Origin of the sequence: Rhodococcus qingshengii JCM 15477, from assembly GCF_023221595.1 — a bacterium.
In the GTDB taxonomy this organism is placed as follows: domain Bacteria; phylum Actinomycetota; class Actinomycetes; order Mycobacteriales; family Mycobacteriaceae; genus Rhodococcus_F; species Rhodococcus_F qingshengii.
This window is the reverse complement of sequence record NZ_CP096563.1, coordinates 2,133,766-2,149,477: the sequence shown is the minus strand read 5'-3', so window position 1 is coordinate 2,149,477 and position 15,712 is coordinate 2,133,766. Positions and strand designations below refer to the sequence as shown.

Sequence of the window (15,712 nt, the reverse complement as noted above, 5' to 3'; positions counted from 1 at the left end):
CGCACCACATGCATCGAACTGATGTTCGATGCAGATTCAGTCTGACAGGTCACTCACCCACAGTCAACAGAGCGAATCTCAACCCTCACCGTCTCGTCACATTCAGATGTACGCATGTCTGCACTCCGTTCACTTTCGCCCCAGATCATTAGCGGCGTTCATAATCTCCATCCATACTGTTTCCAGGAGTACTACTCGTATGTCGTTCTCGCGCAACACACGTAGGTTGACGGCCGTCGCCGGCGCCGTCGCCGTTCTGGCCGCTGCCGGCTGCAGCAGCAGCGCCGACGAGGCCACCGGCTCGAACGGCGCGACCGTCGATCGCGCCGCGACCGGCGAACTGTCCTCGAACGGTGGCGCTCGTCGCATCGACGGTGATCAGTCGGCCGCAGTGCGCGACGCCGTCAATGCCTCCGGCGCGAAGAACGTCATCCTCCTGATCGGGGACGGCATGGGCGACTCGGAGATCACCGCCGCACGCAACTACGCCGAAGGCGCTGCGGGCAGCTTCCCCGGCCTCGACGCCCTGCCGATCACCGGCCAGTACACGCACTACGCACTGACCAAGGACGGCAAGCCCGACTACGTCACCGACTCCGCAGCCAGCGGATCGGCATGGTCCACCGGCACCAAGACCTACAACGGCGCGATTTCCGTCGACATCAAGGGGCAGGCCCAGTCGACCGTCCTCGAGATCGCCAAGGCGAACGGCAAGGCCACCGGCAACGTCTCCACCGCCGAGGTGCAGGACGCCACCCCCGCAGTGCAGGTCGCGCACGTCAGTGGCCGCAAGTGCTACGGACCGGAGGCGACGTCCAAGTCCTGCCCGGAGAACGCCCTCGAGAACGGCGGCAAGGGATCGATCAGCGAACAGCTCCTCGACACCCGCGCCGACGTCACCTTTGCCGGCGGCGCCAAGTCCTTCGCCGAGACTGCGAAAGCCGGTGACTGGCAGGGCAAGACACTCAATGAGCAGGCCGCCGCCCGTGGCTACCAGCTGGTGAAGAACGCCGCCGAGATGAACGAGGTCGGCAAGGCCGATCAGGATGCACCCGTGCTCGGCTTGTTCGCCGACGGCAACATGCCCGTCCGCTGGGAAGGCTCCGTCGCCACCCGTGACGGTTACCTGCAACCCGCCGAAACCTGCGTCGACAACCCCAAGCGAACCTCCGACGTGCCCAAGCTCGCGGACATGACTCAGAAGGCCATCGACCTACTGAAGGTCAACGACAACGGATTCTTCCTCCAGGTCGAAGGTGCCTCGATCGACAAGCAGGATCACGCAGCCAACGCATGCGGTCAGATCGGTGAAACCGTCGACCTCGACGAAGCTGTGCAGAAGGCACTCGAATTCGCGAAGACCGACGGAGAAACCCTGGTCATCGTCACAGCCGACCACGCTCACACCAGCCAGATCGTCACCAATGTCAGCGCCGACGACATCGCCACCATCGCCAAGGACCAGAACATCCCGGTCGAGCGCGCCCAGGAAATCGTCTACCCCGGCCTGACCCGCAAGCTGACCACCAAGGACGGCTCGGAGATGACGATCAGCTACGGAACGTCCGAGGATCCGGCCGTCGAGTCCGAAGGACACACCGGAACTCAGTTGCGCGTAGCAGCTTTCGGCCCGCATGCGGCCAACGTCAGCGGTCTCACGGACCAGACCGACCTGTTCTTCACGATGACCGACGCGCTGGGACTCGACCGTTCCAAGGTCGCAGCTCACTGATCCGATAACACCTGAATCCGCCCACCCACAGTCACACCAGAGCAGCCAAGGCGCGCACCCGATCTTCGGGTGCGCGCTTCGGGCAACTGGTGCATTTGCCTTCACCGGGTACCTCGTAGATCAGGCAGCACGACGCCCGCTGCGTGAATCTGCGTCGCCCGAATGCCACCGGCGTCAATGGATTACTTACGCGCACAGCAGATTCTCTGCGATCCACGTCCACGAAACGCGGGACCGGAATGCCCGGGTTCTCACCGCGGAGAACTTCGATCAGACCGGCCGCAAATGCACTTCCGCGCTCCCGCGCATTACCGGCGGCATCGAGGCTGCGATTGGCGATGGAGTCCGTCGTGATCGCCCACAGCGCCTGCTGCCGAACGCCGGACACCTCGGCGAGTACCTCGATCACGGGATTGAGCGAGCGGAACATCGCGTGGCCCAACTCCGCCACACTCCGCGAGATCGGGATGACCGATCCGGCAGCAAAACCGCCCAGATAGCCGTTGTCACGCAAGAAGATCCGCCCACCGTCCAACGATGGATCGGCCGCGAACCCGGTGACCATCCCGGTTCCGATCGGAATGCCGGTCAGCGTCGAGCTGGCCGAGTACCACCACAACGTGCCGTTCACTCGACTGTCCGCACTCCCCCATCGCTCTGCCGTATCGGCGACACGTGCTGCCAACCACTGGGGGTCGGTCATCAACACCGCGGGCACCGTATCCGGATACGCGCTCAGGTTGTCGAAGAACGGCACAGCTACTGCCATACGGGCGTAGATCCCGGCCACCGATTCCGTCATGCCAGCCCCAATATCTCCATCCGCGGACGTACTCCGCGTTCGACTCGCGCCCTGATGCCGAAAACCTCGGCCAACAACGGCTCGTCCAACACCTCGACCGTAGACCCACACGCGCGGAGTTCACCTTCGGTGAGCACGGCAAGGTTGTCGCAGTACTCGACTGCCAACCGTAGATCGTGCATCGTGACCACAACTGCGAGCCCCGCCGACGCAAGTTCGGTAAGCAGTTCCATCACGATCAACTGGTGACGAAGATCGAGATGATTGGTCGGCTCGTCCAACAACAGAACCTTGGGCTCCTGAGCCAATGCGCGAGCTATCGAGACACGTTGCCGCTCACCACCCGACAGGGTCGATACGTCTCGTCCGGCAAGCTCGACCAAACCGACCTGCTCGATGCACCGGTCCACGATGGTGGTATCGCGCTCCGTACTTCGGTCCAACCAGCTGCGGTGCGGAGTTCGTCCGAGCGCGATCGATTCACGAACCGACAGTCCTGCCGAGACAGTGGGTTCTTGAACACTTGCCGAGACAGTTCGGGCGATGTCCTTACGCGAGAGCGTCGTCGAGTCGACTTGATCGATCAGAACTGCGCCACCTGTCGGCGTCAAAGCGTTGTAGCAGCAGCGCAGCGCCGTCGTCTTGCCACTGCCGTTCGGCCCGACCAAGCCCAATATTTCACCGGACTTGACTGCGAAAGTGATGCCGCGCAACACTTCGCGATTTCCGAGCCGCGCCCGGGTCTCGACGAGTTCGAGCAGGGGCGCAGTTTCGGAGTCTTTCGGGAGTGTCACTGTTCTGGTCTGTGTCACTGTTCTGGCCTGTGTCACTGTTCTGGCCTGTGTCACTGTTCTGGCCTGTGTCACTGTTCGAGCCTCCGATACTGCCGGTAGAGCATCCAGACGAAGATCGGTGCACCCACGAGGGCCGTGATCACTCCGACCGGAACTTCAGTGGATTGTGCCACCGAGCGCGCAGCGGTATCCGCGGCAACCATCGCGACGGCGCCCAGCAGGGCTGCAGCAGGGAGCAGTCGAATTGCTCTGGTGCCGACGATGAAGCCGGCCAGATGCGGGATCAGCAGACCGATGAAACCGATTCCACCGGCAACGCTGACTGCTGCGCCCGCCAGTACGGAGACCGCGAGCAAGGACAAGACACGGAACCGTCGGACGTTCATACCGAGTGCAGCAGCCCCGTCGTCACCGGTCTGCAAAACGTCCATCCATCGCGAACTGAACAGAAGGGCTGTGCCGACGACGGCCAGTGTGATCGTCGGGAAGATCAGCGTCGACCATCGTGCATCACCGAATCCGCCGGCAATCCAGTGCATCACCGACGTCACGTGCCGATCATCGGCCAATACCAGGATGCAAAAGGTGATGAGCGCCGAGAATATCTGGGCGAGCGCGACACCCACCAAAATGATCGCGGTCGGCTGCGGATACCGGCCGCCGATCAGCAGTGCGAGAAACAACGGGATCATCGCCCCGACGAATGCTGCGACCGGAATCGTGAAAACCCCGAGGAGGCCGGCGCCGAAACCCAGCACCGACACGAGCACCACCATGAATCCCGCACCCGACGAAACTCCGAGCAGATACGGGTCGGCAAGAGGATTCCGTGTGACAGCCTGAGCAACAGCGCCCGACATCGCCAACGAAGCACCCACCACCGCGGCAGTGAGTGCACGTGGCAGGCGGGAGTCGATCACGATCGACTCCCGCGCCGCGGTCCACCACGTCTCGAAAGTCCCTGGCGCCAAACGGGCTCCGACTATCGCCCAGACGTCACCGACGGGAATGCGAACCGATCCCAAGGAGACGGCCAACCCCAGGACGATCGCCAAGGCGACCGCCAAGCCGACAAGCAGGGCGCCGTACCCGTAACGCGTGCGGGTCACTTCGCCGCGTCAGCGCCTGGATGGAAGGCTGTTGCGATGGTCTGTGCCGAACGCACCAACCGTGAACTCTCGAACAGGTCAGCGAGAGGAACCACGACGAACCGGTTCTGCTGCACAGCAGGGGTGGTCGCCATCAACGGCTGGGCACGGAGGAAGTCGATCTTCTGCTCGGCTGTCTTGTCGCCGTAGTCGATGACCACGATCGCCTGGGGTGCACGCTCGGCAACAGCTTCCCACGATGCGTCGATGTAGGGCTTTGTCCCTTCGGCGAAGATGTTCGAGACGCCGGAGTATTCCGCGACCAATTGACCGACGCCGACTCCGCCGATGGTCGTCGGAACCTGGTCACCGCTGTCGTAGAAGAAGGTCGGTACCGGCGCCGCGTCTCCGACCGAAGCGCGGACGGAATCGAGACCATCGCTGATCTCCTCTGCGACCTCGCGGGCGGAATCTTCGACGCCCAGGACTCGACCGAGTTGCGTGTAGTCGTTCTCGAGCAATCCGATGTCGGGGAACCCGGTGCCACAGTATTCCGAGAAGAGGAAGGTGTTGATTCCGCGCTCGCCGAAAGCGTCTCGGGAACGGCCTTGCTTCTCGTTGAAGGCACTGGTCATTCCTCCGACCACGAAGTCCGGATCGACGTCGAGAACCTGCTCCATGCTGGGGAACGTATCGGAGAGGCTGGGAATCTTGTTGAATACATCGGCGGTCTCGGCAGTTGGCGGGTTGTCGCTGTACGCCCGCCCGACAATCCGATCACCCGCGCCGATCTCGATGAGGGCTTCGGTGACGTGTCCGTTCAAAGACACGATGCGCTGCGGCGGCGAATCGAAGGTCATCTCGCGATCGCAGTTGGTCACGGACACCGGCTGTGCGAAGGATTCCGCAGCAGACGCCGACTCTGATTCCTGACCTTTGGAACAACCTGCCGAAACCAAGGCGACCGCGATGAGAACAGCGGCGGCGCGGGACGGGGAGAACTGAAGTGACACGGGGACCTCGTAAGGGCTCTGAGCCACGAATGAGAATCCGACAGACAACTCCGCCCGCACGCTGATCCTCGGCCAGAGCTCCTGCTGGACTTCCTTTTCGTAGACCACGACGAATGGATGTCGCACACCGCGCGGCGGGTAATCGGGCTTGCCGACACTCGGTGACTACCGAGAATCGACCTACCGTTGCGGGTCAGCGCCGGATTCGGACCGGCTTCCCCCACACACGTGGCTTGCAAGTGCTTCGAGCAGTATGCATGACGTTTCCGATTCAAGACCAAACGCCCACTACAGTCGATCTGGCCAGACGCCCCCACACACCGGAGTTGATACATGACACGCTGGGCCCAAACCGTCGTCGCCCGGAAATGGTGGGTACTGAGCCTCGCGGTTCTGATAGTTCTCATCAGTGGGGTGTGGGGACTCGGAGTGTTCGGCAAGCTCAGCCAGGGCGGCTTCATCGATCCGGGCAGCGACTCCGCGAAGGTCGCCGACATCATCGAAGACAATCTCGGACCGCAGACCCCGGACATCATCGCGATCTACTCGCCCACGGACGGCAAGACTCTGGACGACATCGGGCCGGCAGTGACAGCCGCCGTCGACCAATTCAAAACCGAAGTGCCGACCGCTTCGGTGAAATCGTATTGGGGAACAGACGCCGCAGCGAAGGCCAGCCTGCTCTCGAACGACGGATCCATGGCGGCCGTTGCGATCACGTTGGCACCGGACTCGGGCGTCACGCCCGCCACTTTCGCCGATCTCTTGCCGAAGCTCGAAGTCGAAGGTGCCGAGGCACAATTCGCGGGTAACACCGTCGTCGGCGTCGCATTCAACACCAAGCTCGAGAAGGACCTGGTGGTCGCCGAAGCCATCGCCATTCCGATCACTCTGGTGCTGTTGGTCTTCATCTTCGGCGGCATCGTCGCTGCTGCCGTGCCCGTGTTCGTGGGTGTACTCAGTGTCCTGAGTGCTTTGGCGGTTCTGCGAATCCTCACGCTGATCACCGATGTGTCCTCGTTCTCGATCAACGTCGCTTCTCTTCTCGGGTTGGGACTGGCCATCGACTACGGACTGTTCGTGGTCGGTCGGTTCCGTGAAGAACTGAATTCGGGCTCGGACCCGGGAGCGGCTGCTCAGCGGACAGTTCTGACGGCGGGTCGCACCGTCATGTTCTCGGGTCTACTGCTGATCTGTGCGTTCAGCGGCATGCTCGTATTCCCCCAGGCCGTCATCCGGTCTCTGGGCTTCGGCGCGATCGCTGCGGTATTGAGCGCGGCCGTCCTGTCGCTGACCGCTGTGCCTGCGCTACTTGCCATTCTGGGGCATCGCATCAACGCCCTGACATGGCGCAAGGATGCGGCGCAACGCGGCGAGGAACGCTCGCGCAAGTTCTGGGGCCGCGTCGTCACGTGGGTGATGAAGCGTCCGGTCGCAGTCTCGGTGACGATCGTGGCCGTGCTGCTCGTGATGGCCTCGCCGCTGCTCGGCGCCCGGCTGGGAGAACTCTCGTACACCGCACTACCGGACAACGACCCCGCTCGCGTCGCAATGGACACGTTGGTCAACGACTTCCCGCAAACCGGAAACGGCGCAACGATGATCCTTCAGGCCGAGGACGGGAACACTCTCACCCCGGCCGAAGGTGCAGCGATCGCCGAGTCCGCCGGTCAAGTCGAGGGCATCGGTCAGGCGACCGTCGTCGCGAGCACCAATCAACTCGTCGCGGTTCAGGCTCTCTACAGCGAGGGCTCTACACCCCAATCACAGAGCGCCGCAGTGACAGATCTGCGTGCGATCTCCGCTCCCGACGGAACGGTGCTGCTTGTCGGCGGCGGTCAAGCCATGGTCGACGACGGCAACAACGCCGTCCTGCACTGGCTACCGGTGATGATCCTCATCATGGTCGGATCCACCCTGATCCTGTTGTTCCTCGCGTTCGGTTCGGTGGTGCTGCCGATCAAGGCGGTGCTGATGGCAGCCCTGAGTCTCGCGACCACCTTCGGTGTCCTCACCTTCGTCTTCCAGGACGGACACGGCGTCGAACTCCTCGGGGTCAGTCAAACTCCGCTGGAGGCGACGTTTGTCGTGCTCATCCTGGCGGTGGTCTTCGGATTGTCCACGGACTACGAGGTTTTCCTGATGTCACGGATGGTCGAGGCCAAGAACGCGGGAGCGACGACAGAGGAAGCGGTCAAGTTCGGAACCGAGCGCACCGGCCGCATCGTGACGGCTGCCGCCTTACTCCTGATAGTGGTGACGGGGGCCTTCGCAATGTCAGGGCTGTCAGTGATGAAGTTCCTGGGCGTCGGCATGATCGTCGCGCTGATCGTCGACGCGACCATCATCCGCATGTTGCTCGTGCCCTCGCTCGTGAAGTTGATGGGCGAAGCGAACTGGTGGGCTCCTGTGTGGCTGAAAAAGGTTCACGCGAAGGTCGGCATCGGCCACTGATCGCGACTGGATCATGTCACTGAAGAGTGCCTGGGATCCTGCGGAGAGCCGTGTTTGACTAGGGGTCGTGGATGACTTACCTGAGAGTGTTGTGGTCGGCTCAGCAGTGTTTTCGCGTGTCGACTCGGACGATTCGTTGGCGTGCTGGACATCGATCATCGATGTCCAGGGGGTCGGTGACTCCAGGCCGGTGAGTCTGGTTATCGAGCCGGCCACCGTGCCGGAGTCTGCGGTGTGTGAGCTCGCTGCGACCGTGATGGCCCGGTTCGGTGAGTTTGCCGAAGTCGCCGCCGATTACCTGCGTCAACAGCTGCGTGGGCCACAGTTCGGCCTCCGCCACTCCGAACTCGTGGAGTTGGACGCCACGGAGTCACTGTTCGGCGAACCTGAGGCGGTGATCTGGGCTGACGGAACCTGGCTGCTGCGGTTCGCTGAGTCAAGGCTCGAGATGGCCGATCCTTTCGGGATCGGTGTTCTGTTCGAAGGAACGACCCCGTATGCGGTCGAGGACTTGTCGGGCGCTGAACCGGCCTAGGGTTTGCCGGCCTGGCCACTCCATCGCCTCGACGATGGTGCGCCGGTCTACTGGCGGACGGAGCATGGCCTTCACACCCTCGGAACAACGGCCGCCCACATCTCATCCGAAATCACGTCACGCGACGCAAGGACGAGCGCGCACCCCACTGCGCCCGAAACTCTTCAGCAACAGACCTAGTGGATTTCCCTGATCGGGCAGTCGTCCTCGAGGATGACTGCCCGATCGTCTAAATCGCTCCGCAGGGCGATGTTCTCCGAAGCTGATTTCGTCAGACTTGGAGCATGACAATTTTCGAATGGATCCTTGCAATCCCCGCTCTTGCGCTTGCCGTCGCGTTCTTGTTCTCCGGAATCATCTCCGCGGGCATCGACTTCGACGCCGAGGACGGGGTCATGACGCATTGATGTTCGTTTCCCTCTAGCCGCTGATCTTACTTTGGAGTAAGTTACCGACTATGGCCACATACATCGTCACTGGCGGTACCGGATTTCTCGGACGAGCTGCACTGCCACTCCTGCTCGAGCGTGATCAAACTGCTCAGATCCATGTGCTGGTCAGAGCCGGTTCTGTCGCCAAACTCGAAGAACAGGTGTCGGCAATTCCCGGCGGCGATCGCGTGCATCCGCTCATTGGAGATCTGACCGAGCCTGGGCTGGGCATCGATTCTCCCCCACCTGCCGACCACGTCCTTCACCTCGGCGCGATCTACGACATCACCGCCGGAGACGAGCAGGCTTCGACGAATGTCGAGGGCACACGCTCCGTGGTCGAACTTGCTGCGAAACTGGGAGCCACCCTTCATCACGTGTCATCGGTCGCAGTCGCAGGCGACTATCCGGGCACGTTCAGCGAGACCGATTTCGATTGCGGCCAAGGCTTTCCGACGCCCTACCACCGAACCAAGTTCGAGGCCGAGAAGCTCGTTCGAGAACGAGAAGGCCTCACCTGGCGTGTTTATCGGCCGTCTGCCGTGGTCGGCAACTCCGTCACCGGGGAGATGGACAAGATCGACGGTCCGTACTACTTGTTTCCAGGACTGGCGCTACTCGCGAAACTACCTGCAGCACTCCCCGTCCCGATCCCCAACCTCGGCGCAACCAATATGGTGCCCGTCGATTACGTAGCCGCCGCCCTCGTCGAATTGATGCACGCGCCCGGCCACGACGGCGAAGCATTCCATCTCGTGAATCCGAAACCTCAACCGGTACGCGAAATCTATGCCGGACTCGCCAAGGCCGCCGGAGCACCCCGGCCCGCACTCAGCCTTCCGGGCGTGATCGCCAAACCCTTTGTCTCGCCCTTGCCGATGGACTCGGCAGAATCGGCACGGAAGGTCTTCCTCGATCGCATCGGCATGCCTGCAGCATTGCTCGACAACATGACGATGGCGCCGACCTTCACCTCGGAGAGAACCGTTGCCGCCCTGGCCGGATCGGGACTGGCGGTCCCCGAGTTCGGGTCGTACTCCACTGTGTTGTGGAAGTACTGGCGCGCAAACCTCGATCCCAATCGCGCACGACGTAACAGTCCCGAAGGACCACTCGTGGGTCGGATCGTTCTGATCACCGGAGGCTCTTCCGGAATCGGCAAGGCATCGGCCATTGCCGCCGCTCAGAAGGGCGCCACCGTTCTCCTGATCGCACGCCGCACCGACGAACTCGATGCCGCAGTACAGGAGATTCGATCAGCCGGAGGCAAGGCGTTCGGTTACCCCTGCGACATCACCGACCACGAGTCGGTCCAGCACACGATCAAAAGCATTCTGACAGAACACGATCACGTAGACATGTTGGTAAACAACGCCGGCCGATCCATCCGGCGCGGCATTTACCACTCCACTGATCGTTTCCACGACTACGAACGAACGATGGCCGTGAACTACTTCGGCGCTGTGCGATTGGTGCTCGCCTTGTTACCGACCATGCGTTCTCGCCGCTTCGGCCACATCGTGAACATCAGCAGCGCGGGAGTCCAGGCGGCAACGCCTAGATTCTCGGCCTACGTGGCGAGCAAGGCCGCCCTCGACGGTTTCTCGGACGTAGCCGCCTCTGAAACCCTGGCGGACGGAATCACTTTCACGACCATCCACATGCCGCTGGTCGAAACACCGATGATCGCTCCGACCGGCGAATACAACAACGGCCCGATCACCAGCCCGGAAAAGGCTGCGGCAATGGTGATCCGCGCGCTGATCGACCGTCCCAAACGCATCGACGTACCACTCGGAACCCTGGGCGATCTGGGAACCCTGTTCGCACCGCACACCAAGGACCGAATTCTCAACCAGATGTACCAGGCATTCCCCGACTCTCCGGCGGCAAAGGGTCAGGTAGACAAGGAAACTCCGGCAGACGCTCCGGCAACACCGACGCGACAGCACCACTCGCGCTCGCGCATCCGCAAACTCGGCCGTCGTGCCGCCCGACTCGTGCCCGGTACGCACTGGTGACCGGTGGTGTGACTTCGCCTCGGAGCGTTTCGGCAAGAGGAACGGATCTGTAGGTTCAGTCGGCGAATCCTCACCGGGTCACGCTGACAAAAGCAATCAACCGCCAGTTGCACAGGGTTCCGTATCGGTGCCTGACCCCGGGACCACCAGACCAGACTCGTAGGCGATGACGACAGCGTGCGTCCGATTCTGAGCACCGAGCTTTGCCAGCACGTTCCCGACATGCGTTTTCACTGTCTCCAGGCTCACAACCAGAACCTGAGCAATATCCGAGTTGCACAGCCCGGTGGCCATCAACCGCAATACCTCTTCCTCCTTTGCTGTCAGCGCTGCATTCGGGAACGCCTCAGCGGAGACCAACGGGCGGGGCGTAACCATCCGGCGTAGCGCGGCAGGGAACAGGATCACTTCGCCCGCCGCCACCACACGTACTGCCGCTGCGATCTGCGGGACTGGGAGCCGCTTCAGCACGAAGCCACTCGCGCCCGCACTGAGTGCGGCCGTGACGTAGCCATCGTTTTCGAAAGTGGTGATTACCAAGACTTTCGGCGGTTCGGTGCACTCGGCCTGGAGGTGCCGAGTTGCCTCTATTCCGTTGCGCAGCGGCATCCGCACGTCCATCAGCACCACATCCGGACGAAGTTGCCGCGAAAGCTCCACTGCTTCGATACCGTCGGAAGCCTCGCCGACGACCACAATCCCGGGCTGAGCTGCGAGCAGCATACGCAGGCCGCTGCGGGTAACGTCGTCGTCATCCGCAATCAGCAGGGTGACTGGCATGCTTGCAGGTTTGGCGGCGTCCTCACTCCAATTGGCTTCGGTCATCGTGCCACCCGTACCGGCAACTGAACACTCAATCGCCAGCCCTGGGCTCCGTCCGGTCCAGCCTTGAACTCACCGTTCAAGAGTCGCACGCGCTCGGCCAAACCTGCCAGGCCGCGCCCTGATCTTCGAACTACGTCTGCCTTTCCCCCGGTCACTGCCCCGATGCTGTTGACCACTCTGAGCTCGACGCTCTCCGAGCCGACTGCCACCGTGATTTCGATCGGCCCGCTGTCCCCGTGCCGCAGAGCATTGGTCGTCCCCTCTTGCAGGATCCGGTACGCCGCGCGAGAGAGTGTCCCCTGGATCTGTGAAAGGTCACCCGACAGGTTCACCTCCACAACCGCCCCCGCATGCCGCAACCGATCAATTAACGCAGGCAAGTCCGACAGCGTCCGAGAAGGTACAGCCCCAGGCCTCTCCTCGCGAAGTACACCCAGTACGTAGTCCAGGTCCTCGAGCGCTGCCCGTGTCGACTCCTCGATGCTACGCATGGCGGCCCTCGCCGCGGCAGGATCGGAGGCAAGCACCTCGCCGGCCACCGCCGCCTGGATCGTGGCGGCGGTGAGCGTGTGTCCGATCGAGTCGTGCAACTCGTGAGCGACCCGATTACGTTCGGCCAGTTGCAGTTCACGTTCTTCCGCCAGCGCGAGCCGTTCAGCCGTGGACGGCCCCAACAGTCGTGGCGCCAGCCATCTCAGCAGTGTTGCCACCAGGACACAAATTCCTACCGCAAGCAGGAGGCAGCCGGCCGCCACGATCCAGGTCCATCCACCCGTCACGTCAACCGACGTATCGAACAGACTGATTCGCGCCGTGCCGCCGAACCAGTTCCCCGGGAGCGAAATCCCCATGATGAAAAGGACGCTGGTCGCGAGCGCCGCCAGCCAACCCACCATGACATGCAGGACAATCCAGAGCGGGGCCCGCCAGCGATCAATGTCCGAGAGGTTAGGAGTACGGTGTCCGAGCGCTGGACTCGGCAGCGACACCTGCAGCAGTCGGCGGGCAGTAACGATGAGCGCGCGTCGCACAGGATGCACCAGGCCGAGTGCTCCTACCAAAGTCACCCATATGAGCAGGACCGAAAGCACCCGGACGAACTCGGGTGCGGATTGCCACGCGAGAGCAGGCAACATCGCAACCACCAGAAGTGGCAGGCTTGCCAACACACCACAAAAGGCGAAAAGTACAGCTGAGTATGTAGAGCCCCGCATCAGCGGTCGTAGTCCTGTGATCATGATTCGACAAGTATGACTGGGCCGCTCGGCGATGGCCTCCCCCGATCGAGGGAGATGGTTTTCCCGCGTCGGAGCGATGCGCGACCAATCCTCCAGCAGACAGGATCGTGTCCAGACCGATCAATCTCTCCAAGGAGTTCTACTGATGCGCCGCCACAGTCGACAGGGCCAGCCTCCCTCACCCCAAAGACAAAGCCGGAAACGGCACCGCGCCCTCTGTTCCGTCGCAATGACTCTCAGCGTGGTCACCCTCGGTGCGTGCTCGTCGTCCGCCGATACCGTCGCTGCGCGGCACGATGCGGTTCAACACTCACTCGACGCACTGGTGAGCGAGGACGGACTACCCGCCGCCCTCGCAAGCATCCAAGACCGAAACGGCAACTCCCACAACTACACCGCAGGAGTCGGTGACCTGACCACCGGATCAGAGGTACCCCCCAACGGCCAGATACGAATCGGCAGCAACACCAAAACCTTCACCGCAGTAGTGGTCCTGCAACTGGTCGCCGAAGGAAAGATCGAACTCGACACCCCCATCGAGACCTACCTACCCGGACTCGTCCGCGGAGACGGGATCGACGGCCACAACATCACCATCCGCCAACTCCTCCAACACACCAGCGGACTCCCCAACTACAGCAACTACCTGGAAGACGAAGTCCGATATTACGACCCACGCGAACTTCTCGACATCGCGCTCGAACATCCTGCCGACTTCGCCCCCGGAACGAGTTGGAAGTACAGCAACACCAACTACGTCCTCGCTGGCCTACTCGTACAGAAGATCACTGAAAAACCCCTCGCCGAGGAGATGAACCGGCGAATCTTCGCGCCGATCGATCTGCAGCACACATACTTTCCTGAACCATACGACGAGAAGATCTCGGAACTTCACCCCCGCGGCTACTACCGGGAGTCATCGGACGCGCCTCCCGTCGACATCACAGAGATAGACCCCTCGTGGGGATGGGCCGCAGGGCAATTGATCTCCACCACCTCGGACCTCAACCAGTTTCTCCACGCACTCCTCGACGGACGACTGCTCCCCGCAGCCCAACTCGACCAGATGCGCACTACCGTCCCCGCGGAGGAAACCTTCGGACCCGATGCCCGCTACGGACTTGGATTGGTCAGCCGCCCGCTACCGTGTGGCGGCCTGTCCTGGAGCCACGGCGGCAGTTTCCCTGGATACGAGACACGCGGGGGCGCTACCGACGACGGACGCGAAGCGAACATCGCGGTCAGCATGCAAGTAGTCGACGACGCCACCCGGAGAAAACTCGAACACGCGGTGGATATCGCCCTTTGTCGCTGAGGCCTCCTGTCAATCACCAAAGGCCGCCTACTCCGAAATAGCTCGTCAAACCGACAGTATCGGCCGCGAGACGCCGGACTCCGAGGTGCAGCCAGCTACACCCCGTACGCTCCGGCACGCACCACCGAGAGACTGCACTTCGCACCATGGAGGACGCGTACGCACGTCAATACTGTTCTCTGCATGTGGAACTCACCACGAGATTCGACGAACAGGAGACCACAACCAATGACCACCCTTCGACGTCGCCCCCTGCTCACCGTGCTTCCGGCAGTCACCGCTGCAGCCCTCATATTGGGCGTGAGCGGATGTGGTGACACCACTGACTCCACTGATTCCACTCGGCAAAGCGACGCTGCCGTGCAACAGGCGCTCGACGGCGTCATCGAGCAGGGGATCCCCGGCGCACAACTCGTGATCTCCGACCCGTCGCGGGGCACTCGCATCATTCGTGCAGGAATGGGAAACACCGCCACCGGCGAGCCTATCCCCGATGATGCGCGGGTCCGAATCGGCAGCAACACAAAGGCCTTCGTCTCGACCGTCGTCATGCAACTCGTCGACGACGGACTGCTCGACCTCGATATGAGCATCGAGCACTACCTGCCCGGAACGGTCGTAGGCAACGGGAACGACGGCAACCGAGTCACCATTCGAGATCTCTTGCAGCACACCAGTGGACTGACGGACTACCTCGCCGCCGGCGGAGCACGGCCGGAAGACATCAAGCCCGGCCAGCTGCTGGTGGGGACAAGCGCACAACCACCGGAGCACTTCTCCCCCACTGAACTGGTCGATATCGCGATGTCTCTTCCACCCGGCCCGGCAGCCAAAGACAAGGCTGTCTATTCGAACACGAACTACATTCTGCTCGGGATGCTCATCGAGAAGGTCACAGGACGCCCTGCCGCGCAGGAGATCACCACCCGCATAATCGATCCGCTCGGACTGATGGACACCTATTTTCCCGCCTCCCGCGAGACACAGATCCGCGGTTCTCATGCACAGGGCTATCACCCGATTGACGGCATTCAGGTCGATGTCACCGATGGCGACGTGTCGTGGGCCGACACCGCAGGTGCGATGGTCGCAACGGGCGCCGACCTCAACACTTTCTTCACGGCTTTGCTACGCGGCGATCTCGTCTCGAATGACAGGCTCGCCGAGATGAGACACACCGTGCCGTTCGACAGGAGCCCGCAGGACAGCTACGGACTCGGACTAGTCCGCGTGAACAGCTCCTGCGGGAAGGAGATCTGGGGTCACGGCGGCGGAATTCCCGGCTTCGGCACCTCGGGCGGAGTCGATACCACAGGACGCGCTGTGACTCTCACCCTCAATCACATCCCGATGAGCGAGGACGCCTTCGTAGCAGCACAGCGAGTTGTCGACGCAGCGATGTGCGAGAAGTGAAGGAAACATGTTCGTGCACGACTTCGCACGCAACATCGAACAACAATTCTT

The 15,712-nt window shown here is 62.1% G+C and carries 13 protein-coding genes and 1 riboswitch; of the genes, 7 read left to right on the top strand and 6 right to left on the bottom strand.

Annotated elements, in window-relative coordinates:
• The first annotated feature begins 199 nt into the window (after positions 1 to 199).
• A complete protein-coding gene (gene phoA / locus M0639_RS09815) occupies positions 200 to 1,732 on the top strand; it encodes an alkaline phosphatase (RefSeq protein WP_003940796.1) in 1,533 nt (510 codons plus the stop codon).
• Positions 1,733 to 1,763: 31 nt separating this feature from the next.
• On the opposite strand, the gene M0639_RS09810 is transcribed toward phoA, so the two are convergent.
• From M0639_RS09810 to M0639_RS09795, 4 genes are all read right to left on the bottom strand, one after another.
• Complete coding sequence (locus M0639_RS09810) at positions 1,764 to 2,534, bottom strand: (2Fe-2S)-binding protein (protein ID WP_003940787.1); 771 nt, start codon at positions 2,532 to 2,534, stop codon at positions 1,764 to 1,766.
• Positions 2,531 to 3,328: an ABC transporter ATP-binding protein gene (locus M0639_RS09805; RefSeq protein WP_081305329.1), complete on the bottom strand. Its 798-nt coding sequence runs from the start codon at positions 3,326 to 3,328 to the stop codon at positions 2,531 to 2,533. The genes M0639_RS09810 and M0639_RS09805 overlap by 4 nt, the downstream gene beginning before the upstream one ends.
• Positions 3,329 to 3,396: 68 nt before the next feature.
• Entirely contained in the window at positions 3,397 to 4,437 is a 1,041-nt protein-coding gene (locus tag M0639_RS09800; protein ID WP_050654847.1) for a FecCD family ABC transporter permease, read from the bottom strand.
• Positions 4,434 to 5,429: an ABC transporter substrate-binding protein gene (locus tag M0639_RS09795; protein ID WP_029254958.1), complete on the bottom strand. Its 996-nt coding sequence runs from the start codon at positions 5,427 to 5,429 to the stop codon at positions 4,434 to 4,436. Before M0639_RS09795 ends, M0639_RS09800 begins: the two co-directional genes overlap by 4 nt.
• Before the next feature lie 116 nt (positions 5,430 to 5,545).
• Positions 5,546 to 5,691: riboswitch (cobalamin riboswitch) on the bottom strand.
• Between the two features lie 71 nt (positions 5,692 to 5,762).
• Between M0639_RS09795 and M0639_RS09790 the strand changes: the two genes are divergently transcribed.
• From M0639_RS09790 to M0639_RS09780, 4 genes are all read left to right on the top strand, one after another.
• Positions 5,763 to 7,883: an MMPL family transporter gene (locus tag M0639_RS09790; RefSeq protein WP_064074914.1), complete on the top strand. Its 2,121-nt coding sequence runs from the start codon at positions 5,763 to 5,765 to the stop codon at positions 7,881 to 7,883.
• Between the two features lie 67 nt (positions 7,884 to 7,950).
• A complete protein-coding gene (locus tag M0639_RS09785; RefSeq protein ID WP_231915037.1) occupies positions 7,951 to 8,418 on the top strand; it encodes a hypothetical protein in 468 nt (155 codons plus the stop codon).
• Positions 8,419 to 8,702: 284 nt separating this feature from the next.
• Complete coding sequence (locus tag M0639_RS34940) at positions 8,703 to 8,825, top strand: hypothetical protein (protein WP_003940840.1); 123 nt, start codon at positions 8,703 to 8,705, stop codon at positions 8,823 to 8,825.
• Between the two features lie 50 nt (positions 8,826 to 8,875).
• Entirely contained in the window at positions 8,876 to 10,870 is a 1,995-nt protein-coding gene (locus M0639_RS09780; protein WP_064074913.1) for an SDR family oxidoreductase, read from the top strand.
• Positions 10,871 to 10,966: 96 nt separating this feature from the next.
• Here M0639_RS09780 and M0639_RS09775 read toward each other — a convergent pair whose 3' ends face one another.
• The gene (locus tag M0639_RS09775; RefSeq protein WP_007727444.1) at positions 10,967 to 11,695 is read right to left on the bottom strand and encodes a response regulator transcription factor; all 729 of its coding nucleotides are present in this window, start codon (positions 11,693 to 11,695) and stop codon (positions 10,967 to 10,969) included.
• Entirely contained in the window at positions 11,692 to 12,831 is a 1,140-nt protein-coding gene (locus tag M0639_RS09770) for a sensor histidine kinase (protein ID WP_082893251.1), read from the bottom strand. The genes M0639_RS09775 and M0639_RS09770 overlap by 4 nt, the downstream gene beginning before the upstream one ends.
• Positions 12,832 to 13,162: 331 nt before the next feature.
• On the opposite strand from M0639_RS09770, the gene M0639_RS09765 reads away from it, so the two are divergent.
• Together M0639_RS09765 and M0639_RS09760 are read left to right on the top strand one after the other, a co-directional pair.
• Complete coding sequence (locus M0639_RS09765; protein ID WP_230359678.1) at positions 13,163 to 14,248, top strand: serine hydrolase domain-containing protein; 1,086 nt, start codon at positions 13,163 to 13,165, stop codon at positions 14,246 to 14,248.
• Between the two features lie 228 nt (positions 14,249 to 14,476).
• Positions 14,477 to 15,661 (top strand): serine hydrolase domain-containing protein, encoded by a 1,185-nt coding sequence (locus tag M0639_RS09760; RefSeq protein ID WP_064075845.1) that lies wholly within the window; start codon positions 14,477 to 14,479, stop codon positions 15,659 to 15,661.
• Positions 15,662 to 15,712: the final 51 nt, after the last annotated feature.